At 73.6% G+C, this 20,515-nt stretch carries 16 protein-coding genes and 1 pseudogene; 11 read left to right on the forward strand and 6 right to left on the reverse strand.

What is annotated here, in order from left to right; all coding sequences use genetic code 11:
- Positions 1–58 precede the first annotated feature (58 nt).
- From RI578_RS28805 to RI578_RS28825, 5 genes are all read left to right on the forward strand, one after another.
- Positions 59–1,273, forward strand: a complete 1,215-nt coding sequence (locus RI578_RS28805; RefSeq protein WP_310875885.1) for an FAD-dependent oxidoreductase — start codon at positions 59–61, stop codon at positions 1,271–1,273.
- 77 nt (positions 1,274–1,350) lie between these two features.
- Complete coding sequence (locus RI578_RS28810; RefSeq protein ID WP_055416498.1) at positions 1,351–1,716, forward strand: Rv2175c family DNA-binding protein; 366 nt, start codon at positions 1,351–1,353, stop codon at positions 1,714–1,716.
- A 312-nt stretch (positions 1,717–2,028) separates the two neighbouring features.
- Complete coding sequence (thiE, locus tag RI578_RS28815; protein WP_310873792.1) at positions 2,029–2,685, forward strand: thiamine phosphate synthase; 657 nt, start codon at positions 2,029–2,031, stop codon at positions 2,683–2,685.
- Positions 2,686–2,791: 106 nt separating this feature from the next.
- Complete coding sequence (gene metF, locus RI578_RS28820) at positions 2,792–3,715, forward strand: methylenetetrahydrofolate reductase [NAD(P)H] (RefSeq protein WP_310873793.1); 924 nt, start codon at positions 2,792–2,794, stop codon at positions 3,713–3,715.
- 70 nt (positions 3,716–3,785) lie between these two features.
- Positions 3,786–4,784, forward strand: a complete 999-nt coding sequence (locus RI578_RS28825) for a hypothetical protein (protein WP_310873794.1) — start codon at positions 3,786–3,788, stop codon at positions 4,782–4,784.
- Positions 4,785–4,824: 40 nt separating this feature from the next.
- On the opposite strand, the gene RI578_RS28830 is transcribed toward RI578_RS28825, so the two are convergent.
- Together RI578_RS28830 and RI578_RS28835 are read right to left on the reverse strand one after the other, a co-directional pair.
- Positions 4,825–6,324: an NAD(P)/FAD-dependent oxidoreductase gene (locus RI578_RS28830; protein WP_310873795.1), complete on the reverse strand. Its 1,500-nt coding sequence runs from the start codon at positions 6,322–6,324 to the stop codon at positions 4,825–4,827.
- Between the two features lie 489 nt (positions 6,325–6,813).
- Positions 6,814–7,443 (reverse strand): TetR/AcrR family transcriptional regulator, encoded by a 630-nt coding sequence (locus tag RI578_RS28835; protein WP_310873796.1) that lies wholly within the window; start codon positions 7,441–7,443, stop codon positions 6,814–6,816.
- Positions 7,444–7,677: 234 nt separating this feature from the next.
- Here RI578_RS28835 and RI578_RS28840 point away from each other — a divergent pair.
- The 3 genes and pseudogenes from RI578_RS28840 to RI578_RS28850 all read left to right on the forward strand — a co-directional run.
- Positions 7,678–8,268: pseudogene (locus RI578_RS28840) on the forward strand (SAV_6107 family HEPN domain-containing protein); the annotation flags it as partial.
- 586 nt (positions 8,269–8,854) lie between these two features.
- Complete coding sequence (locus RI578_RS28845) at positions 8,855–9,682, forward strand: methyltransferase (RefSeq protein WP_310873797.1); 828 nt, start codon at positions 8,855–8,857, stop codon at positions 9,680–9,682.
- 278 nt (positions 9,683–9,960) lie between these two features.
- On the forward strand, positions 9,961–10,362 hold the full coding sequence (locus tag RI578_RS28850) for a spore wall synthesis complex protein (protein ID WP_310873798.1): 402 nt from the start codon (positions 9,961–9,963) through the stop codon (positions 10,360–10,362).
- A 239-nt stretch (positions 10,363–10,601) separates the two neighbouring features.
- Here RI578_RS28850 and RI578_RS28855 read toward each other — a convergent pair whose 3' ends face one another.
- The 4 genes from RI578_RS28855 to RI578_RS28870 all read right to left on the reverse strand — a co-directional run bounded on the left by RI578_RS28855 (position 10,602) and on the right by RI578_RS28870 (position 16,380).
- Positions 10,602–12,992, reverse strand: a complete 2,391-nt coding sequence (locus RI578_RS28855; RefSeq protein WP_310873799.1) for a DUF3488 and transglutaminase-like domain-containing protein — start codon at positions 12,990–12,992, stop codon at positions 10,602–10,604.
- Between the two features lie 142 nt (positions 12,993–13,134).
- The gene (locus RI578_RS28860; protein ID WP_310873800.1) at positions 13,135–14,499 is read right to left on the reverse strand and encodes a DUF58 domain-containing protein; all 1,365 of its coding nucleotides are present in this window, start codon (positions 14,497–14,499) and stop codon (positions 13,135–13,137) included.
- On the reverse strand, positions 14,499–15,560 hold the full coding sequence (locus RI578_RS28865) for an AAA family ATPase (protein ID WP_383558652.1): 1,062 nt from the start codon (positions 15,558–15,560) through the stop codon (positions 14,499–14,501). Before RI578_RS28865 ends, RI578_RS28860 begins: the two co-directional genes overlap by 1 nt.
- A gap of 271 nt (positions 15,561–15,831) precedes the next feature.
- Positions 15,832–16,380, reverse strand: coding sequence for a carbonic anhydrase (locus tag RI578_RS28870; RefSeq protein WP_310873802.1), 549 nt, complete (start codon positions 16,378–16,380; stop codon positions 15,832–15,834).
- Between the two features lie 428 nt (positions 16,381–16,808).
- Here RI578_RS28870 and rsmH point away from each other — a divergent pair, with 428 nt between their 5' ends.
- From rsmH to RI578_RS28885, 3 genes are read left to right on the forward strand one after another with little or no spacing between them, the layout of a single operon-like run.
- Positions 16,809–17,765 carry a 16S rRNA (cytosine(1402)-N(4))-methyltransferase RsmH gene (gene rsmH / locus RI578_RS28875; protein ID WP_310873803.1) on the forward strand — a complete coding sequence of 319 codons (957 nt, stop codon included), beginning with the start codon at positions 16,809–16,811 and terminating at the stop codon, positions 17,763–17,765.
- 60 nt (positions 17,766–17,825) lie between these two features.
- Complete coding sequence (locus tag RI578_RS28880) at positions 17,826–18,374, forward strand: septum formation initiator family protein (RefSeq protein WP_310873804.1); 549 nt, start codon at positions 17,826–17,828, stop codon at positions 18,372–18,374.
- Positions 18,371–20,338, forward strand: coding sequence for a penicillin-binding protein 2 (locus RI578_RS28885; protein WP_310873805.1), 1,968 nt, complete (start codon positions 18,371–18,373; stop codon positions 20,336–20,338). The genes RI578_RS28880 and RI578_RS28885 overlap by 4 nt, the downstream gene beginning before the upstream one ends.
- Positions 20,339–20,515: the final 177 nt, after the last annotated feature.

The following is a 20,515-nucleotide window of genomic DNA, read 5'->3' on the forward strand; positions in this document are numbered from 1 at the left end:
GCAGACCCGGGAACGGGGAGCGGACGCGGAGCGCCGCGTGGTCGTGGTGGGCGCCGGCATGGCGGGCGTGCAGACCGCGGTCGCCCTGCGGGAGCAGGGCTTCACCGGCACCGTGACCCTGATCGGCGCGGAGCCGCACCAGCCCTACGACCGTCCCCCGCTGTCCAAGGCCGTCCTGCTCGGCACGGCCGAGGGCTCCGCCTTCGACGTCGACTTCGAGGCACTCGGCATCACCCTGCGGCTCGGCTGCGAGGCCCTGGGCGTCCGCCCCCGCGCGCACGTCCTGGACACCTCCGACGGACCCGTGCCGTACGACCTCCTCGTCCTCGCGACCGGCGCCGAACCGATCCGGCTGCCCGGCGCGGAGGGCGTGCCCGGAGTGCACCTGCTGCGCACCCTGGACGACGCCGAACGACTGCGGCCGGTGCTCGCCCGGCAGCACGACATCGTGGTCGTCGGCGCGGGCTGGATCGGCGCCGAGTTCGCCACCGCCGCGCGCGAGGCGGGCTGCGCGGTGACCGTCGTGGAGGCCGCCGACCGGCCCCTCGCCGGTGCGCTGCCCGCCGAGGTCGCCGCGCCGATGACCGGCTGGTACGCCGACTCGGGCGCCGTACTGCGCACCCACGCGCGCGTGGAGCGCGTCGAGACGGGCGGTCCCGGGGGGCCCGGCGGACCCGGGGAGCCCGGCCACGTCGTCGTCCTCGACGACGGATCGCGGCTGCCCGCCGGCGCGGTCGTCGTCGGCATCGGAGCCCGGCCCGCCACCGCCTGGCTCGCCGGCTCCGGCATCGACCTCGGCGCGCACGGCGACGTCCTGGCCGACGACCGCCTGCGCACCTCCGTCCCGGACGTCTACGCGGTCGGCGACTGCGCGTCCTTCCCGTCCGGCCGCTACGGCGAGCGGCTGCTGGTGCACCACTGGGACAACGCCCTCCAGGGCCCGCGCACGGTCGCCGCCAACATCATCGGCGCCGCCGTCGGCGAGGCCCCGGTGGCCTACGACCCGGTGCCGTACTTCTGGTCCGAGCAGTTCGGCCGCTTCGTCCAGTACGCCGGTCATCACACGGCCGCCGACACCGCCCTGTGGCGCGGCGACCCCTCGGGACCCGCCTGGACGGTCTGCTGGCTGCGCCAGGACCGCCTGGTCGCCCTGCTGGCGGTGGGCCGCCCCCGGGACCTGGCCCAGGGCAAACGCGTGATCCAGGCGGGCACGACGATGGACCCGCGGCTGCTGGCCGACCCGGCGAGGCCGCTCAAGGCGGCGACGGTGTAGCCCTCCGCCCGGGTGCGGCGGCCCGGGTCGGACGGGTCTGGTTTCCGACTGTCAGTGCCAGATGGCAGGCTTGAGACGTGACCGAGATTGACGCAAAGATCGATGCTCTCGTGCCTGCCTGGCTCACCGTCCCCGACATCGCCGAGATGCTCGGCGTCGAGGTGACCCGCGTACGCCAGCTGATCAAGGAAGGCCAGCTCATCGCCGTACGGCGCGGTGAGAACCGCGCGCTGCACATCCCCGCGGCCTTCATCGACGAGGACAAGGTCGTCAAGGGCCTGGTCGGGACCCTGACGCTGCTGCGGGACGACGGCTTCACGGCCGAGGAGATGCTGGAGTGGCTCTTCACGCCCGACGAGACCCTGCCCGGCACGCCCGCCCAGGCGCTGAGCGAGAATCGCGGCACGGAGGTGAAGCGCCGCGCCCAGGCGCTCGCCGTCTGACCTGACAGACCCCGCCCGGCGTACGGGCCGCGCCCCACGGCCCCCGGCGGCCACGACGGTCCGCGGTCCCGTACGCCACGGCGGCGACCCGCTGCCGCCGTGTTCCTCGGGGCCGAGGGGGAGCCTGCGGCCCCAGGAGTGGCGGCCCCCGAAAGCGGCGGCCTCCCGGTTCCGGGGGGCCGGGAGCGGCGGCCTCCCCGCTCCGGCGGGCCGCGAGGCGACCGTGGCGAGGCACGCTCCGTATCCTCGGGACACAAGCCAAGGCCGCGCGGTCCGCCGCGGGCCCACGCCACCGACCTGGGGGACATCCGCATGCCCGACACCTCCGCGACCGCCCGCGCCCGGCTCGCCGACGCCCGGCTCTACCTGTGCACGGACGCCCGCCGCAGCCAGGGCGACCTGCCCGAGTTCCTCGACGCGGTGCTGGCGGCCGGCGTCGACATCGTGCAGCTGCGCGACAAGGGCATGGAGGCGGGGGAGGAGCTGGAGCACCTCGAGGTCTTCGCCGACGCCTGCGCCCGGCACGGCAAGCTCCTCGCGGTCAACGACCGGGCGGATGTCGCCCACGCCGCCCGCGCCGACGTGCTGCACCTCGGGCAGGGCGACCTCCCGGTGCCCGCCGCCCGCGCGATCCTCGGCGACGACGTCCTCGTCGGCCGCTCCACGCACGCCGAGTCCGAGGCCGCCGCTGCCGCCGTCCAGGACGGCGTGGACTACTTCTGCACCGGCCCGTGCTGGCCGACCCCCACCAAGCCCGGCCGCCACGCACCCGGCCTCGACCTGGTCCGGCGCACGGCCGCACTCGGCACGGACCGCCCCTGGTTCGCCATCGGCGGCATCGACCTCGGCAACCTCGACGAGGTGCTGGAGGCCGGTGCCCGGCGCGTCGTGGTCGTCCGGGCGATCACCGCGGCGGACGACCCGGGTGCCGCCGCGGTCGAGTTCACGAAGCGACTGCGGCAGGCGTAGGCGGGTGCCGGGGGCATGTGTCCAAGGGGTGGACAACAACTCGACAATGCGGACAAATATCCCGCATCCGGTTGGGTGACCGCCGCCCCCTGGCTAACCTGCCCGTATGGCCCTCGGAACCGCATCCACCAGGACTGATCGCGCACGCACCGTGCGCGACATGCTCGCGTCCGGCAAGACGACGTACTCGTTCGAGTTCTCCGCGCCGAAGACGGCCAAGGGCGAGAAGAACCTGTGGAGCGCGCTGCGGCGGGTGGAGGCGGTCGCCCCCGACTTCGTCTCCGTCACCTACGGCGCCGGCGGTTCCACGCGCGCGGGGACGGTCAAGGAGACCCAGCAGATCGTCGCCGACACGACACTGACCCCGGTGGCCCACCTCACAGCCGTCGACCACTCCGTCGCCGAGCTGCGCAACATCATCGGCCAGTACGCCGACGCCGGGATCCGCAACATGCTGGCCGTGCGCGGCGACCCGCCCGGCGACCCGACGGCCGACTGGATCGCACACCCCGAGGGCCTGACCTACGCCGCCGAACTGGTCCGCCTCATCAAGGAGTCGGGCGACTTCTGCGTCGGCGTCGCGGCCTTCCCCGAGATGCACCCGCGCTCCGCCGACTGGGACACCGACGTGACGCACTTCGTCGACAAGTGCCGGGCCGGCGCCGACTACGCGATCACGCAGATGTTCTTCCAGCCCGAGTCCTACCTGCGCCTGCGCGACCGGGTCGCCGCGGCCGGCTGCGACACCCCGGTCATCCCCGAGGTCATGCCGGTGACCAGTGTGAAGATGCTGGAGAGGTTGCCAAAGCTCAGCAACGCCTCGTTCCCGGCCGAGCTGAAAGAGCGGATCCTCACAGCAAAGGACGATCCGACCGCTGTACGCTCCATTGGCATCGAGTTCGCCACGGAGTTCTGCGCGCGGCTGCTGGCCGAGGGCGTCCCCGGACTGCACTTCATCACGCTCAACAACTCCACGGCGACCCTGGAGATCTACGAGAACCTGGGCCTGCACCACCCACCGCGGGCCTAGACCGGCCGCACGTATTTGCGACACACTGCGTAACGGCCACTGGGTATCGGCCACTGGGAGAGGGGCGTACATGGGCTGGACGGTCCTCTACATCGCGTTCGGCGTCGTCGCGCTGTGGCTGCTCGGTGAGGTGCTGCTGCAGTACAAGGCGCGGCTGCGCTGGCGGCTGCTCGCCTTCGGCGGCTTCGTCGGCGTCGTGGCCGGTGTGCTCATGTCGAACGTGATCGTCATCGGGCTGGGCGCGGCCGCGTTCGCCGTCGGCCAGACCTACGTCACGCTGTCGTTCCGCCGCGGCTTCGAGGCCGGGTGGGCGGTCAACGCCCCGGCGAGCCTCGTCGGCAGGCGCGGCCGTCCCGAACGGGGCCGCCAGGAGCCGACGTTGGAGGTCTCCGGGCTCGAGGCGGCCGAGGGCGGTCGGGGCGACCACGACGCCTACGACGACCGTGCGCAGGGCCATACGTCCGGTCAGGACGCTCTGTCCTACGGCGGCGACACATACGGCCGTGACGACTACGACCGCGACGACGTCTTCACCCCGGCCCGCCCCGCCGACCCCACGGCCGCGGAGACCACCGCCGTCTACGAGCCGCAGCCCATGCCGGACGACACCGGCTCGTACGGCGTGTACGCCGACGCCGGCTACGCCCAGGACCAGCAGGCACCGGCCGCGGCCACGCAGGGCGCCGACCAGTCCTACGCCTACGACTACTCGGGCTACGGACAGCAGGGGTACGGCTACGACAGCGGCGGCCAGCAGCAGTACGCCGCCTACTCCGACCCGTACATCGGCACCCACACCTACGGCGGGGCGTCGTACGACACCGGCTCCTACGACACGACCGGCGGACAGCAGTACGGCCAGCAGGGTTACGCGCAGGACCAGTACGCCACCGGCACGCCCGGTGGATACGGCGGCGAGACCCCGGCCGGCGGGGTGTGGGTGCCGCAGCAGCGCAGCACCGACGACCCCTACGGCGGCGAACTCCCGCCCGAGCAGACGTATCCGTACCAGGGCAACGGCCAGACGCAGGGCCAGGGTCAGGGCTACGACGAGCAGTACCGCTTCTGACGCTGCCTCAGTGGCTCGGTGGCCGGCCGACCCCTGCCGCTCACTGGGAGCCCCGGAACTCCGGTCCCTCCACGATCAGTCCGGCGACCAGCGCGCCCGACATTCCCGCGTGCGGCAGCCCGCCGCCGGGGTGGGACCAGCCGCCGACCGTGAACAGCCCGCCCACGCGCGTGCCGTTCGCCGGGTGCAGCAGCCGTCCGCCTGCCCCCGCCAGCGCCGGCACCGGAACCGCGCCACCCGCGACCCCGGTATCCGCCGCGACATCGGCAGGGGTGCGCACCTCGTGCCACAGGAGACGGTCGCGCAGACCCGGTACCGCACGCTCCGCGGCCTCGACGAGGCGCTCGGCGTGGTCCTCGGTGTCCGCTTCGCCGCCCGCGGGCACCACCGAGGTCAGGGTGACCGCCTCGTGGTCCGCGTCCGGGACCAGCACCGGGTCCTCGGGACGCAGGACCGTGACGGTCGGGCGCGCGGGCAGGCCGGGTGCCGGGCCGAACAGCGCCTCCAGCTCGGCCTCGCGGTCCGGCGCGTGCACCACCGTCCGGTGCGCGGTGCCCTCCGGACGGCCGCCCCGCAGCGCCAGCAGCACCGTCAGCCGGCTCGCTCCACCGTGCTGCGGCGGCACCTCGCCGTCGCCCCGCACCGCCGACCCGCCGCAGAGGCGGTCCAGCACACCGGGTGCCACACCGGCGACCACGAACTCCGCCTCGGCCACCACGCCTTCGGCCAGCCGTACGCCCGCCACCCGGCCGTCCTTCTCGGCGATCCCCGTGACCTCGGCGCCGAAGTGGAACTCGACCCGGCGGGCCAGGCACCGTTCGTACACCGCCCGCGCCAGCTCCCGCAGACCGCCGCCGCGCACGTACCACACACCGAAGGCGTACTCCATGTACGGCAGGACGGCGGTGTTCGCCGGGGCGGTCCGGGGATCCAGGCCGTACGCGAGCGCGTGGCTCTCCAGGAGGGCGGCGAGCCGGGCGTCCCGCAGCTCCCAGGCGCCGACCTCGGCGAGCGTGCCGGCCCGGCGGGTGCGCAGGAGCCGCTTGTGCGGGACCGCGGGATAGGGCTCGCGCTCGGCGAGCACCTTCCAGTTCGGCCACAGCGGCTCCTCGAGGAGCGGGCGGCGCGTCCGGTCCCAGGTCTCCCGGGCCCGCACCAGGAAGTCGCCCCAGCGCCGCGCGGCGGTCGAGCCGAGTGCCTCGTCCAGGGCGGCGACGACGCCCGCCCGCGACGCGTTCGGAAGCGACACCCGCGTCCCGTCCGCGAACACGTGCCGTGACGACGGGTCGACCTGGACCAGCTCGACACAGGACTCCAGCGGCTCCTTGCCGGTCTTCACGAACAGATCGCGCCAGACCGCGGGCAGCGGCAGCAGACCGGGTCCGGTGTCGAAGGAGAAGCCGTCCCGCTCGACGCGGCGCAGGGCTCCGCCGTACGTCCCGGTCCGTTCGTACACCGCCACCCGGTGGCCCGCGACGGCCAGCCGGGCGGCGGCCGCCATCGCGCCCATCCCGGCGCCGATCACCGCAATCCGTGCCATGCCAGGGACTTTATCCGCCGCCGCCGACCCACCGGTCCCAGGGGCCGCCGGGCCGTGCACCTGCGGGAACGGCCGGCGACGGGGCCGGTCTGAGTACCGCGACGGGCGCGCGGGTGACCGGCCGGACACGCGCCGCCGTGAGCCGGGATGCGCACGGCTGAGTACCCGTACCTAGCCGCCCAGATGAGTACGCGCGCGGATGGGACTCCGCCCGCGTGAACGAGAGAGTGGAGGCACGGAGAGGGGCACGGCTCCGGAACCGGCGACACGGGGCGCCGGAACGGAGCCGGGCCCGCGATCCGCTCCTTCCGCCGGCCGCGGTCGGCGGGAGCGAGGCACGGGGGAACCCGGGGGAACGACCGAGAACGGGGGTTCCAACGGGGGGACGTACGGGGGAGCAGGAGAAGGCGCCGGTCCGACGGTGGCCCGCGGGGGACGCGGCCACCACGGACCGGCGCTCTTCGTGCTCGGCCGGCGGGACGCGGTGGCTCAGGGGCGGCCGCTCACGCGCCCCTGAAGCAGCCGCGACAGGGCCGAGTGCACGTCGTCGAGGGAGCGTTCCGGCTGGAACGACTTCCAGTCCAGCGCGGCCACCAGGACCATGCCGACCAGCGCGGCGGCGGTCAGCGGCACGTCGATCTCCTCGCTGAACTCACCGCTTCGCACGCCCTCGCGCAGCACGCCCTCCACGACCGCGACCGCCTCCTGCCGGACCACCAGCAGCGTGGACTGCCAGGCCCGGTTGGTACGCCACAGCTCGGCCACGTACAGCTGGGTGAAGGCCGGGTAGCGGTCGATGAAGACGAGCCCCGCGCGGATCATCGCGTCCAGGGCGTCGACCCGGCCGCGGCCCTCCCGCGCCGTCCGCTCCGACGCCTCCCGCAGCGACGCGGTGAGGAGCCCGACACCATGGCGCAGCAGCTCCTCGAAGAGGACGGACTTGCTGGCGAAGTTGTAGTAGACCGTGCCCTTCGCGACCCCGGCGCGTTCGGCGATCTCGTCCACGGTGGTGGCGGAGAAGCCCTGCTCGGCGATGAGGGTGACGGCCGCCTCGTAGAGCTTCTGCCGGGTGGCCTCGCGGCGGCTGCTGCCCTGCGAGGTGGCGCTGCTGCTTTCCATGCCCCGATTGTCACAGCACTCTTCCTGGGGGTGTCACCGCAGGGTGCACGGCTCCGCTCCGGGTGCGGTCGGCCGGACGCGGTGCGCCGACCGGTCGGGGCAAGCAGCCGAACCGAACCTACGAGCGAAGCGAAAGCCCAGGTCAGAACGGATTGTCAGTGGCATACCTCACTATGGGCACATACGGCGCCTCGTGGCAGAGCGTGCCGTCACGGAGACGACAGGAGGATCGTCATGGCCCACTCGTCCGCAGCCGCCGCCCGGCGGCGCCGCGCAGCCGGCCCTGCACCCTCACTGACCGGCCCGGCGAGCGACGTGCACCCCGTGCTCCGCCGGACAACCGCCCCGCCCGCCGCCCTCGACCTGCTCGCCCAGGCCCGGGCCGGACTGGAGGAGGCCACCGTCCTCGAGACACCGAACGAGCGCTACGCGACGGCCCATCTGGCCGCCCTGCGCACCGCCGCCGCGGTGCTCGCCGCGCGAGGCCGCCCCGAGACCACCCCGCGCGCCCGGGCCCGTATCCGCAGCGCCTGGGAAGTGCTCCCCGAGATCGCGCCCGAGCTCTCCGACTGGAGCGCGCTGTTCGCCTCGGGCGCCCGGCGCCGGGCACGGGCCGAGGCGGGCATCGAGGGCGCGGCCAACCGCCGGGACGCCGACGACCTGATACGCGACGTGGCGATGTTCCTGCGCCTCGTGGAGCGGATGCTGGTCCTCCAGCCGGTCCTGCCCCAGCCCCGCCCCGACACGGACCACCCGGCCCCGGACCACGCCGCCCCCGGCGACGCCGCGCCGGGCCGCTCCGACGCCGGGCGCCCCGACGCCGGCGGCCCCGATTCCGGCGGTCCCGATTCCGGGCGCCCCGATTCCGGCCGCCCCGATTCCGGGCGCCCCGGTCCCGGACGTCTCGGTTCCGGGCGCTCCGACGCCGACCGTCCCGATTCCGGGCGCTCCGATTCCGGCCGCCATGGCGCAGACCGTCCGGCCTTCGACCGACCGGGCAGGGAGCGGTCGGGCGGGGACCGCGTGGCCCGCGAGCTGCCGGACGCGGGCTGAGCGCGCCGACCCCGGCCCACCGGGCGCCGCCACCGGGCGGGGTGCGCGGTGCGCCTTCGGGCGGGGGTGTGGTCCGCCTCCGGGTGGGGCGCGTAGGTACATTTGCGAGCGGGGGCGCCTGGTGCGCCTCCGGGCGGAGGTGCGCGTCGTGCGACTCCGGGGCCGGGCGCGTGGTGCAGCTCCGGGCAGGGCCCCGCGGGGCACGTGCGGGGACGGTGGCACGGGGTGACCGGTCGGCGTACCGGAGGCAATAGGGTGGGAGGCGCCTGAAGCCTGCCCCTTCCCGCACCGGGCCGGGGCGGCAGCCCGTTCGCTCCGCCCGTGCCCGAGGCGGTGCCGCGCCGAGGAGTCAACTGCCGTGTCGGACCCGATGCGCCCGCCCGTCTCCCAACCCCGCCCGCAAACGGCGTCGCCGCGCTCCGAGCCCTCGCGTTCCCGAGCCGCCCTCCGTACCGCCGTGGTCTGGGACGTCCTCCAGGACGCCCTCGACCGCCGGGTCAAGGCCACGGGCCGCCAGGCACTGGACGTCCTGGACACCGGGGGCGGCAGCGGCAACTTCGCGGTGCCCGTGGCCGGCCTCGGCCACCGCGTCACCGTCGTCGACCCGAGCCCCAACGCCCTGTTCGCCCTGGAGCGCCGCGCCGCCGAGGCCGACGTCGCCGACCGGGTGCGGGGCGTCCAGGGAGACGCCCACGGCCTCTTCGACGTGGTCGAGCGCGGCGGCTACGACGTGGTGCTGTGCCACGGCGTCCTGGAGTACGTGGACGACCCCGCGGAGGGCATCCGCAACGTCGTGACCGCCCTGCGCACCGAGGGCGTCCTCAGCCTGCTCGCCGCGGGGCTCGGCGGGGCCGTGCTCGCGCGCGCCCTCGCCGGCCACTTCACGGAGGCCAGGCAGGCCCTCGACGACCCGGACGGCCGCTGGGGCACGGGTGACCCCGTGCCGCGCCGGTTCACCGCCGAACAGCTCACCGGACTGGTCGAGGCCGCGGGGCTGCGGATCGGCGCCGTGCACGGCGTGCGGGTCTTCGCCGACCTCGTTCCGGGCGTACTGGTGGACACGGAGCCCGGCGCCATGGAGGCGCTGCTGAAGCTGGAGGCCGCGGCGGCCGAACTCGCCGCGTTCCACTCCGTGGCCACACAGCTTCACGTGCTCGGTGAGACACGAGGGGCCCAAGAGGCTTGAGCCACCTGGTGGGGTAAGGCCCTGATCAGGGACGCGACTGCAGATGGAGTACGCCACAGGCCCCCCGAACGGGGGCCAGTCGCCGTATGATCGAGGGAGACCGCCCGGCATGACGGGTCGGCCGCTGGGGAATGTGAACTTCAGCGAGCCGGCACGGCCATGACGGAGACCGGTTGGCCAATTGGCGTAGAGGGGCGGGTTTCACGGGGGCGATTCCCTGCCTATCCTGAAGGGACCCCCCCGGGTCGCCCCGGCGACTGCACGATGAGGAGGACTCCGTGCCGCTCTCGGAGCACGAGCAGCGCATGCTCGAGCAGATGGAGCGAGCGCTGTACGCCGAAGATCCCAAGTTCGCGACAGCGCTCGAGGGAAGCGGGCTGCGTACGTACACCCGGCGACGGGTCTACCAGGCGGTCGCGGGCTTCCTCGTAGGTATTGCGCTCCTCATGGCCGGTATGGTCGCCCAGCAGGTCTGGCTCAGTGTGGTGGGCTTCCTCGTCATGCTGGGCTGCGCGGTCCTCGCCGTGACCGGCTGGCGCAAGGCGCCGAAGCCGGGCGAGCAGCCGGCCGCCGCCGCCGGACCGCAGGGGCGCCGTCAGCAACGGCAGAAGCGCTCCATGATGGACCGCATCGACGAGCGCTGGCAACGGCGCAGGGACGAGCAGCAGGGCGGCCAGTAGCGCCCGAGCCGCCACTCACCAGGGCATCTGCGTGAGGGGGTGACCACCGACCGGGTGGTCACCCCCTCACGCGTACCCATGTCCGCCCCGGGCGTGGCCCGACCCACTCGGAGCTCATGAGCCCATGAGCCCATGAGCCCATGAGCCCATGAGCCCGGGTGCTCCGGGCCCCGGGTCCCGGAAGCAAGGCCGACCGGCCCACCGGGCCCCCGCCCAAGCCGTGTCCCCGCGCCGTCGTTTCAGCCCTGCTGTCCGGACGGCTTCCGCAGCGTCGGTCGGGCCGCCGCTGCCCGCTGTTTCAGGGCAGCCCACCGGGCCGACAGCGTCCAGGCCACCCGTACGGTCGAACGCGGGGCGAGCAGCGCGCGCAGCCGTGTGCCGCGGCTGACGGTGGCCCGTAGACCGGCGCTCGCCCGGTGGACGTCCTCGGTGAGACCGGCAGTCAGGCGGGGCCGTGGCGCGTAGAGAACCTGCTCCACCGCGTCCGCCACCCGATGCACCGCCGCGGCGGCCGTCGGGTCGAGCTGCCCGAGCCGGACGATCCGGGCCGCCGCCTTGCGCGGGGTCTGCGACTCCTCCGGCATGATCCCGAAGTCCCATGCCGTATCGGTCAGCTCCTGCCAGACCGCCAGAGTGTGCGGACCCGCGTCCGCCTCCGTGCGGCCGTGCGCCCCCAGCCGTACCGACCGGACACGCAGCCGCCACAGCAACGGCGCCAACGGGAACAGCAGCACCGCGAGCCCACCCGCGGCCCAGGCCAGCACCGCGTACCACTTCGGCCCGTTTCCGCCGGTGACCGGCACGGCCGCCGCGGACTCGCTGGCGCAGGCGCCCAGCTTCTTGTCCTGGGCCGTGCAGCTCTCGCTCGCCGAGGGCGCCGCCGACGGCTCCGTCTCCGCGTTCCGGGACGGCAGCGCGGGGTCCGGCACCGAACTGCCCGGCGTCTCCGTCAGGGTGTACGACGGGGTCGAGCCACGGGTCGGCGTCGGCTCGAAGCGGGTCCAGCCCACGCCCTCGAAGTACACCTCGGGCCAGGCGTGCGCGTCCCGCAGCCCCACCGAGACCGAGCCGTCGGCCTGCGGGGAGCCCGGCGCGAAGCCGACCGCCACCCTGGCCGGAATGCCCAGCGAGCGGGCCATCGCCGCCATGGCGAAGGAGAAGTGGACGCAGAAGCCCTGCTTGTCCTCCAGGAAGCGGGCGATCGCCTGCGAACCGCTGCCGACCTTGACCTGGGTGTCGTACTCGAAACCGCCGTTGATCGCGAAGTACTCCTGGAGCTTGACCGCCTGCTCGTAAGGGTTCGCCGCACCGGCGGTCACCTCGCGGGCGACCCGGGCGACCACATCGGGCAGCGAGTCCGGCAGCTCGGTGTACTCCCGCTTCAGCGCCGCGGACGGCTGCGGCGCGGCGGCGAGCTGGTCCGCCGTCGGCTGCACGTTCAGGCTCCGCACCTCGTACGTGAGCCCGCGTGTGTTCTGCCCGTGATCGCCGACCAGTGTCATGCCGACGGGTTCGTAGCGCCAGTTGCCCGCGATCCGCACGCCGCTCGGTGGGTACGGCATCGGCAGCCAGTCCTGGGCGTACCAGTCCGCGGCCGCGATGGTGGTGCGGGTCTGCGTGCGCTTGGTTTCTGGGCCGAGGCCGATCGGCGTGGGGAACGTGCCGTCCGGCACGGCGGTGATGTTCCGCTTGGACGGCTTCCAGGTGGTGCCGTCGAAGTCGTCCAGGGACACGATGCGCAGGTACAGGTTCGATATGTCGTCGGAGTCGGTCTCGACGGAGAGGACCTGCCGGTTCTCGTCGACGTTGAGACTGTCGCGCAGCGAGACCAGCGGGTTCACCGCGGAGATCGTGCCGCCGCCCCCGGTCCCGGAACCGACGCCCGTCCTGGCGCTGTCCAGCAGCCCGCCGTTCATCGCGGGCAGGGCGAGCGGCACCACCAGGGCGATGCCCAGCGCGAACGCGCCGATGCGCCGCCCGGTGCGGACGGGAGCGACCACGCCGTCCTGCTCCCCGCCCGGGGTGCGTGGCGCGCCGCCGAAGACCCGGCCCCACTGCGAGAGCCGGTCACGTCCCTCGGCCAGGAGCAGCATCAGATAGCCGGCCGCCGCGACCAGGAACCACAGCCAGTCGGTGCCGCCCTCGGACAGCCCGGCGGCCACCGAGTACAGCGCGAGCAGCGGCAGCCCGGCCGGGGCGGCGCTGCGGAAGGTCACCGCGAGAGTGTCCACCAGCAGGCCGATGACCAGGACGCCGCCGACCAGCATCAGCCGGATGCCGTCGGACTCCAGCGGCGCGGGGATCGCGTACCGCGCGATGTCGTCGCCGCCCTGTTGCAGCAGGTCGGCGAAGCGCTGGAAGGCCTGCGGGCCGGGAATCAGCCCGGCGAGGGCGTGCTGCCGGGCGAAGACCAGGGTCAGGAGCACCAGCGTGACCACGGCCTGCGCGGCGATGGTCAGCGGCCGGGCCAGCGGCACCCGGCGCGCCGCCGCGCCCACCGCGGACTGGACCCCCAGCAGCAACGCGGCCTGCAGGATCCAGGTGGCCGGGTCGACCAGGGGCAGCAGCGCGCACGCCGCCATCAGCGTCGCCGCCCACGCACACAGCGCCAGCCGCGCCCGCCCGCTCATCGCGTGCCCTCCCGGCCCGTGACCGTCGCGGTGCGGGTGTGCGCGTGGTCCGCCTGTCGGGTGTGCTCGTGGTCCGTCTGCCGCGCGGGTCGTCGGGGCCTGGCCGCCTGCCCCGTGTACCGCGCCGGCCGCGCCTTCCCGCTCATCGCGTGCCCTCCCCGCCGCTCGCCGCCGCGAGGCCGGTGCGTTCGTGGTCCGTCAGGCGCCACATCTCCTCCAGGGTGGTGCCCCGCGGCACGCTCACGGCGGTCCAGCCCGCCTCGCGCAGCATCCGCAGCCGTTCCTCGCTCCTGTCCAACGGACCGGGCACGTCCGCCGGTTCCCGTGCCCAGGTCTCGCTGTCCAGGACGAAGGCGACGGCACCGCCGCTGCGCTGCCGCATCTTGGCGGCCACCGTGGCCTGCTCCTCGTCCAGGTCGCCGAAGAACGCCACCAGCAGCCCCTCGTTCCCGCCGCGCAGCACGTCGTACGCCCGGGACAGGCCCGTGCCGTCGGAGTGGTCGATCACCGCGAGGGTGTCCATCATCAGCCCGGCCGCGTCGGCCGTGCCCTGGCTCGCGCCCGCGAAGCCGTCGGAGCCCTCGCCGGGCACCGAGTCGCCGCTGTCGGCGAGCAGCCGGACGGAGAAGCCCCGCTCCAGCATGTGCACCAGCACGGACGCGGCGCCCGACACCGCCCACTCGAAGGCCGAGTCCGGGCCGGCGCCCTCGTAGGCCACGACCCGGGTGTCCAGCAGCACCGTGCACCGGGCGCGCTGCGGCTGCTCCTCGCGGCGCACCATCAGCTCGCCGTAGCGCGCGGTGGAGCGCCAGTGCACGCGGCGCAGGTCGTCGCCGTAGCGGTAACCGCGCGGGATCACGTCGTCGTCGCCCGCCAGCGCGAGAGAGCGCTGCCGCCCCTCGCCGTACCCTCGTGCCTCGCCGCTCAGCCGCACCGGCGGCAGCGCCTCCACGCGCGGGATCACGGTCAGGGTGTCGTACGTCGAGAAGGAGCGGGTCAGCTCGCACAGCCCGAACGGGTCGGTCAGGCGCAGTTGGAGGGGGCCCAGCGGATAGCGGCCGCGCAGGTCGGAGCGGACCCGGTAGGACACCTCTCGGCGGCCGCCCGGCTCCACCCGGTCGAGTACGAAGCGGGGGCGCGGTCCGAGCACGTAGGGCACCCGGTCCTGGAGCATCAGCAGACCGGTGGGGAGCCGCGAGACGTTGTCGATGCGCAGGTGCACCCGGGCCTCGCTGCCCGCGGGTACCCGCCCGGGGGTGAGCCGGCGGCTGCCCGCCACTCGGTAGCGCGTGCGGTAGAGCAGGGTCGCGCAGACCAGCGGCAGCACGCTCAGCAGCAGTCCGACGCGGAGCAGGTCGCTCTGCCCGAGCACGTAGGCGCAGACCGCGGCGGCGATGCCGGCGGCCAGGAAGGACCGTCCGCGGGTGGTCAGACCGGTCAGGGCGGTGCGGAAGCCGCCGCCCTCGCCCCGGTCGTCGTCCGACCGGTCCGTCCCCCCGGCGTCCATCACAGCCTCCGCGGCGGTTGCTGGCCGTACGCGGACGCGCCGAAGCCCGTCTGCTGCTGGGGTGCCGCGGGCACCGGTGTGCGCTGCAGGATCTCCTGGACGACCTGCTCGGCGGTGCGGCGGTTGAGCTGGGCCTGGGCGGTGGGCAGCAGGCGGTGGGCCAGGACGGCGACCGCGAGGGCCTGTACGTCGTCCGGCAGCGCGTACTCCCGGCCGCTCAGGGCGGCGGACGCCTTCGCCGCGCGCAGCAGATGCAGCGTGGCGCGCGGCGAGGCGCCGAGTCTGAGGTCGGGGTGGGTGCGCGTGGCGGCGACCAGGTCCACGGCGTACCGCCGGACCGGGTCGGCGACGTGGACGCCCCGGACCGCCTCGATCAGCTTCAGGATCTCGTGCGCGTGCGCCACGGGCTGCAGGTCGTCCAGTGGGTTCACCCCGCCGTGCACGTCGAGCATCTGCAGCTCGGCGTCCGGGCTGGGATAGCCGATGGAGACCCGCGCCATGAAGCGGTCGCGCTGGGCCTCCGGCAGCGGGTAGGTGCCCTCCATCTCGACCGGGTTCTGCGTCGCCACCACCATGAAGGGGCTGGGCAGCTCGTAGGTCTGGCCGTCGATGGTGACCTGGCGCTCCTCCATCGACTCGAGCAGCGCGGACTGCGTCTTCGGGGAGGCGCGGTTGATCTCGTCGCCGATCACCACCTGCGCGAAGATCGCGCCGGGCTTGAACTCGAAGTCCCGGCGCTGCTGGTCCCAGATGGACACCCCGGTGATGTCCGAGGGCAGCAGGTCCGGCGTGAACTGGATCCGGCGCACGGAGCAGTCGATGGACCGTGCCAGCGCCTTGGCCAGCATGGTCTTGCCGACCCCCGGGACGTCTTCGATCAGCAGGTGGCCCTCGGCGAGCAGCACGGTCAGCGAGAGCCGTACGACCTCGGGTTTCCCCTCGATCACGCTCTCCACCGAACCGCGTACCCGCTCGACCACAGCGGTCAGATCATCCCCCACGCTCGAATACGCTCGCGCGGGGGCGCCCCCATGGCTCGCCTGATCGTCATAGGTCGTCACCCGGCCCTCCTCGGCCTTTCCCCCGCTCCCTGGGAAGCGGGGGTACCCCAAACTTGCCGGGACGGCCACACACCGCGGACCGGCCCACCCCGAATCACGGACACCGTGCGGAAAAAGTTCCGCACGACACCACTTCCCGCATTCTTGCTGCCGTTACCGATTCGTGTCACTCGCCTGTGGACAACTGGCCGCTATATGTCGGGCCTTACGGCCTTTGCGCTGCTTGCGCGACGGGATCACCAGGGCGGGATCACCAGGGCGGGCGGCCGGATCAGGCGGGGTCGACCTCGCGGAGCCGGCCCGTCTTCACGTCGTAGACGAAGCCGCGCACGTCGTCCGTGTGCGGCAGGAAGGGCGAGGTCCGGACCCGCTCGACGGACTGCCGTACGTCCTGGTCGACGTCCCGGAAGGACTCGACCGCCCAGACGGGGCGCTGGCCGACCTCCAGCTCCAGCTCGTGCCGGAACTCCTCGGTGAGGGTCTCCATGCCGCACGCCGTGTGGTGGACGAGGACCACGCTGCGGGTGCCGAGCGCCCGCTGGCTGATGGTGAGGGAGCGGATCACGTCGTCGGTCACGGCGCCGCCCGCGTTGCGGATGACGTGGCAGTCGCCGTTGCGCAGGCCGAGCGCCGCGGTCACGTCCAGGCGCGCGTCCATGCAGGCCACGATGGCGGTCTGGAGGGCGGGGCGGCCCGCCAGTTCGGCGTCGGAGAACTCGGCGGCGTAACGTGCGTTCGCCTCGACGAGCCCGTCGACGGTGGTGCCGGTGCCGGTCGTGCCGGACCCGGAGTCCGCGGGAACCGATGCAGAAGTCGTCATAACCATGACGTTACTGGTCACCTCTGTGCCGGGCTCGCTGTGAAGCGGGACAAAGAACGCCATCGAACCTTGTTGTGAGCCACTCCACAGACCCTTGTGGGTGCCTCCGCACGAGTGAAGTACGGTCCCGCCCCGATTCGTGCCCGCCGCCGTCCGCGACGCGCAGGCCGGTTGATTGACCGGGCGACAGGGTGGACTAAAGTGACGCGAAGCGGGAGGCGAGGCTCTCCCTGCTGGACTGAAATCCCCGGAGACCTGGGCGACGTCCCGCCAGATCTCCCCACGTGCGCGGCGCGTACGTACGGCTCGGCCTCCTCCCGCTCCCGGCCGGCCGACGCTTCCGGCGCCGGCAGGCCTCCCCTTCACGAGCGAGCGGGAGGGGACCCGGCGGTGCGTGACGCCGCGCCGGACCTGAGAGGCCGCCCCACTTGAGCCAGAGTCGACACGTCCCGGTGATGCTCCAGCGGTGCCTGGACCTGCTGGCGCCCGCCCTCGAGGAACCGGGCGCCGTGGTCGTCGACTGCACGCTCGGACTCGGCGGACACAGCGAGGCGCTCCTCGAACGCTTCCCCGAGGCCCGGCTCGTCGCCCTCGACCGGGACAAGGAGGCCCTGCGCCTGTCCGGCGAGCGGCTCGCCCCGTACGGGGCGCGTGCCACCCTGGTGCACGCCGTCTACGACGAGTTGCCCGACGTACTCGACCGGCTCGGCGTCCCGCGCGTCCAGGGCGTGCTGTTCGACCTCGGCGTCTCCTCCATGCAGCTCGACGAGGCGGACCGCGGCTTCGCCTACGCCCAGGACGCCCCGCTCGACATGCGCATGGACCAGACGACCGGCATGAGCGCCGCGGAGGTCCTCAACACCTACCCGCCGGGCGAACTCGTCCGCATCCTGCGGGCCTACGGCGAGGAGAAGCAGGCCAAGCGGATCGTCTCCGCGGTCGTGCGCGAGCGCGAGAAGGAGCCGTTCAGCAACAGCGCGCGCCTCGTGGAGCTGATCCGGGCCGCGCTGCCGCAGGCCGCCAAGCGCACCGGCGGCAACCCGGCCAAGCGCACCTTCCAGGCGCTGCGCATCGAGGTCAACGGCGAGCTGTCCGTCCTGGAGCGGGCGATCCCGGCCGCCGTCGAGACCCTCGGCGTGGGCGGCCGGATCGCCGTGCTGTCGTACCACTCGCTGGAGGACCGGCTGGTCAAACAGGTGTTCGCGGCCGGCGCCGCCAACACCGCGCCGCCCGGACTGCCGGTGGTCCCCGAACGCTACGCGCCACGGCTCAAGCTGCTCACGCGCGGTGCCGAACTTCCCACCGAGGAGGAGATCGCCGAGAACCGGCGGGCGGCACCGGCACGGCTGCGCGGCGCCCAGCGCATCAGGGAGTCCATCGGGTGAACCGAGCGAGGCAGGCCAGGCACGGGTGCGGACGGTCCACCCGGGCCGAGGGGAGGGCGAGTGAGTAGGAAACCCGAACTGAAGGGGAGGGCGGCCCGGCTCGCCCAGCTGCTCCCGCCGGGCGGCGCACGCGGCCAGGCGGCCCGGGCGCCCTTCGTCCTCCTCGTGGTGGTCCTCCTGGGCGGCGGCCTCATCGGGCTCCTGGTGCTGAACTCCGCCCTGAGTGAGGGCTCCTTCCAGCTGGACGACCTGAAACAGCGGACGAAGGAGCTCACCGACGAGGAGCAGGCGCTCCAGCGGGACATCGACGCCTACTCCGCTCCCCGCGCCCTCCAGCGCCGCGCCCGCGAACTGGGCATGGTGCCCGGCGGCGATCCCGCCTTCCTCGCCCCCGACGGCTCCGTCAAGGGCTCGCCCAGCCCCGCGCCCACGGCCGCCTCCGCCCCGCTGGTCCTCGCCCCCGAGGCGCTGACCGCACCCACCGGCGGCGCCTCCGCCGCCGGTACCGAGCCGCCCGACCCGGCCCCCACTCCCAGCACCGCGGCCACCACGGCCACGACCCCCACGCCGGCGGCGACGACCACCCCGACCCCGACTCCCGGCAGGTGACGGAAGTGTCCGACAGGGAACCGCCGCGCCGCCGCGTGCCCGGACCCGCGAGGCCCGTCCGCCCCGGCGGCCGGCGGCAGCCCGGCCCCGGCGCCCGGCCCGCCCGCCGACCGGGCCCGCCCCGCCCGGCCGCGGCCCGCGCCATCCGGCTGGGCAGCCCCCGCCCGCGCCTGCGCCTGATCGGCCTCGCCCTGACCCTGGTGATGTCCGCCTTCGTCGTACGGCTCCTCCAGGTGCAGGCCGTCGACGCCGGCACGTACGCCGCCAAGGCCGAGCAGAACCGCTACGTCGTCCACACGCTGCCCGCCGAGCGCGGCGGGATCACCGACCGCAACGGCGTCGCCCTCGCGAGCACCGTGGACGCCTACGACATCACCGCCGACCCCACGATGTTCACCCGGGAGCAGCTGAAGGTCGGCGACGGTCCCGAGCAGGCGGCAGCGCTCCTCGCGCCCATCCTCGGCGAGGACCAGGAGGACCTGGTCGACGTGCTCCGCCCGAAGAACAAGGAGCTGCGCTACGTCCGCCTCGCCCGCCGGCAGACCCCGCAGGTCTGGAACCAGATCAAGGACCTGAAGACCGCGCTGACCAAAAAGGCGGAGACGGACAAGTCCGTGGTCAACGTCCTCGCGGGCGTCTTCGCCGACCCCAGCAGCAAGCGCGTGTACCCGGGCGGCGACCTCGCCGCCGGCATCCTCGGCTGGGTCGGCGCGGACGGCAAGGGCGGCGGCGGCCTGGAACGGAAGCTGAACGAGACCCTGGCCGGCAAGGACGGCAAGATCCGCTACGCGCAGTCCGGCGGCCGCCAGGTACCCACCGCCGGTTCCACCGAGACGCCCGCCGTCCCCGGCAGCGACGTGGAACTCACCATCGACCGCGACATCCAGTGGGCGGCCCAGCACGCCATCAGCCGGCAGGTGGAGAAGTCCAAGGCGGACGGCGGCTACGTCATCGTCCAGGACACGGCCACCGGCGAGATCCTCGCCATGGCCAACTCGCCCGGCTTCGACCCGGGCGACCTCGCCAACGCCGACCCGGACGCGCTGGGCAACGCGGCCCTCCAGGACGCCTTCGAACCCGGCTCCACCGCCAAGGTGATGTCGATGGCGGCCGTGCTGGAGGAGAAAGCCGCCACTCCGATGACCCACCTCACCATCCCGAACCGGCTCAAGCGCGGCGACCGGCTCTTCAAGGACGACATCGACCACCCCACCTGGTATCTCACGCTCAACGGCGTGCTCGCCAAGTCCAGCAACATCGGCACCATCATGGCCACCGGCGAACTCGGCAAGACCCAGGAGGAGGCCAACAAGGTGCTCCACTCCTACCTGCGCAAGTTCGGCCTCGGCGGCTACAGCGGGCTCGGCTTCCCCGGCGAGACCAAGGGCATCCTCGCGCCGCCCGACCAGTGGTCGACCTCGCAGCAGTACACGATTCCTTTCGGCCAGGGCGTCTCCGTGAACGCTTTGCAGGCGGCCTCCGTGTACTCGACCATCGCCAACGGCGGCGTCCGCGTCGAGCCCACGCTCGTGCGCGGCACCAAGGAGGACGACGGGCGCTTCACCCCGGCTCCCGAGCCCAAGAAGACCCGCGTGATCAGCGAGAAGACGGCCAAGACCCTCTCGCAGATGCTGGAGTCCGTCGTCGACGACGAGGAGGGCACCGGCACCAAGGCCCGCATCCCCGGCTACCGCGTCGCGGGCAAGACGGGCACGGCCAACCGGGTGGATCCGGCCACCGGCATGTACAAGGGGTACACCTCGTCGTTCGCCGGGTTCGCCCCCGCCGACAAGCCCCGCGTCACCGTCTACTGCGCCATCCAGAACGCCACCGAGGGCAGTTACTTCGGCGGCCAGATCTGCGGCCCCATCTACAAGCAGGTCATGGAGTTCGCCCTGAAGACCCTTCAGGTCCCGCCGACCGGGGCCGACCCCGCGAACCTCCCGGTGACCTTCAAACCCTGACGAGGACCGAGCAGACCCCGACCAGCAGCGAGCCAGTACCGAGCCAGCGCCGATTCAGTACCGAGCCACCAGGAACCACCCGTGACAACGATCACCCCCGATCCCGGGAACCAGAGCGGTCCGTCAACCTCACTTCGCCCGGAAGCGGGTACGCCCGGTACGCTCACCGCCGTGCCA

Origin of the sequence: Streptomyces sp. BB1-1-1 (genome assembly GCF_031597775.1) — a bacterium.
In the GTDB taxonomy this organism is placed as follows: Bacteria; Actinomycetota; Actinomycetes; order Streptomycetales; family Streptomycetaceae; genus Streptomyces; species Streptomyces thinghirensis.

Excerpts from the sequence above, each read along its gene's own strand:
- RI578_RS28860 (WP_310873800.1), bottom strand. The coding sequence starts at position 14,499 with ATGGACGCCGGGGGGACGGACCGGTCGGACGACGACCGGGGCGAGGGC.
- RI578_RS28855 (WP_310873799.1), bottom strand. The coding sequence starts at position 12,992 with ATGAGCGGGCGGGCGCGGCTGGCGCTGTGTGCGTGGGCGGCGACGCTG.
- thiE (WP_310873792.1), top strand. The coding sequence starts at position 2,029 with ATGCCCGACACCTCCGCGACCGCCCGCGCCCGGCTCGCCGACGCCCGG.
- RI578_RS28835 (WP_310873796.1), bottom strand. The coding sequence starts at position 7,443 with ATGGAAAGCAGCAGCGCCACCTCGCAGGGCAGCAGCCGCCGCGAGGCC.
- RI578_RS28825 (WP_310873794.1), top strand. The coding sequence starts at position 3,786 with ATGGGCTGGACGGTCCTCTACATCGCGTTCGGCGTCGTCGCGCTGTGG.
- metF (WP_310873793.1), top strand. The coding sequence starts at position 2,792 with ATGGCCCTCGGAACCGCATCCACCAGGACTGATCGCGCACGCACCGTG.
- RI578_RS28805 (WP_310875885.1), top strand. The coding sequence starts at position 59 with ATGGCGGGCGTGCAGACCGCGGTCGCCCTGCGGGAGCAGGGCTTCACC.
- RI578_RS28830 (WP_310873795.1), bottom strand. The coding sequence starts at position 6,324 with ATGGCACGGATTGCGGTGATCGGCGCCGGGATGGGCGCGATGGCGGCC.
- RI578_RS28870 (WP_310873802.1), bottom strand. The coding sequence starts at position 16,380 with ATGACGACTTCTGCATCGGTTCCCGCGGACTCCGGGTCCGGCACGACC.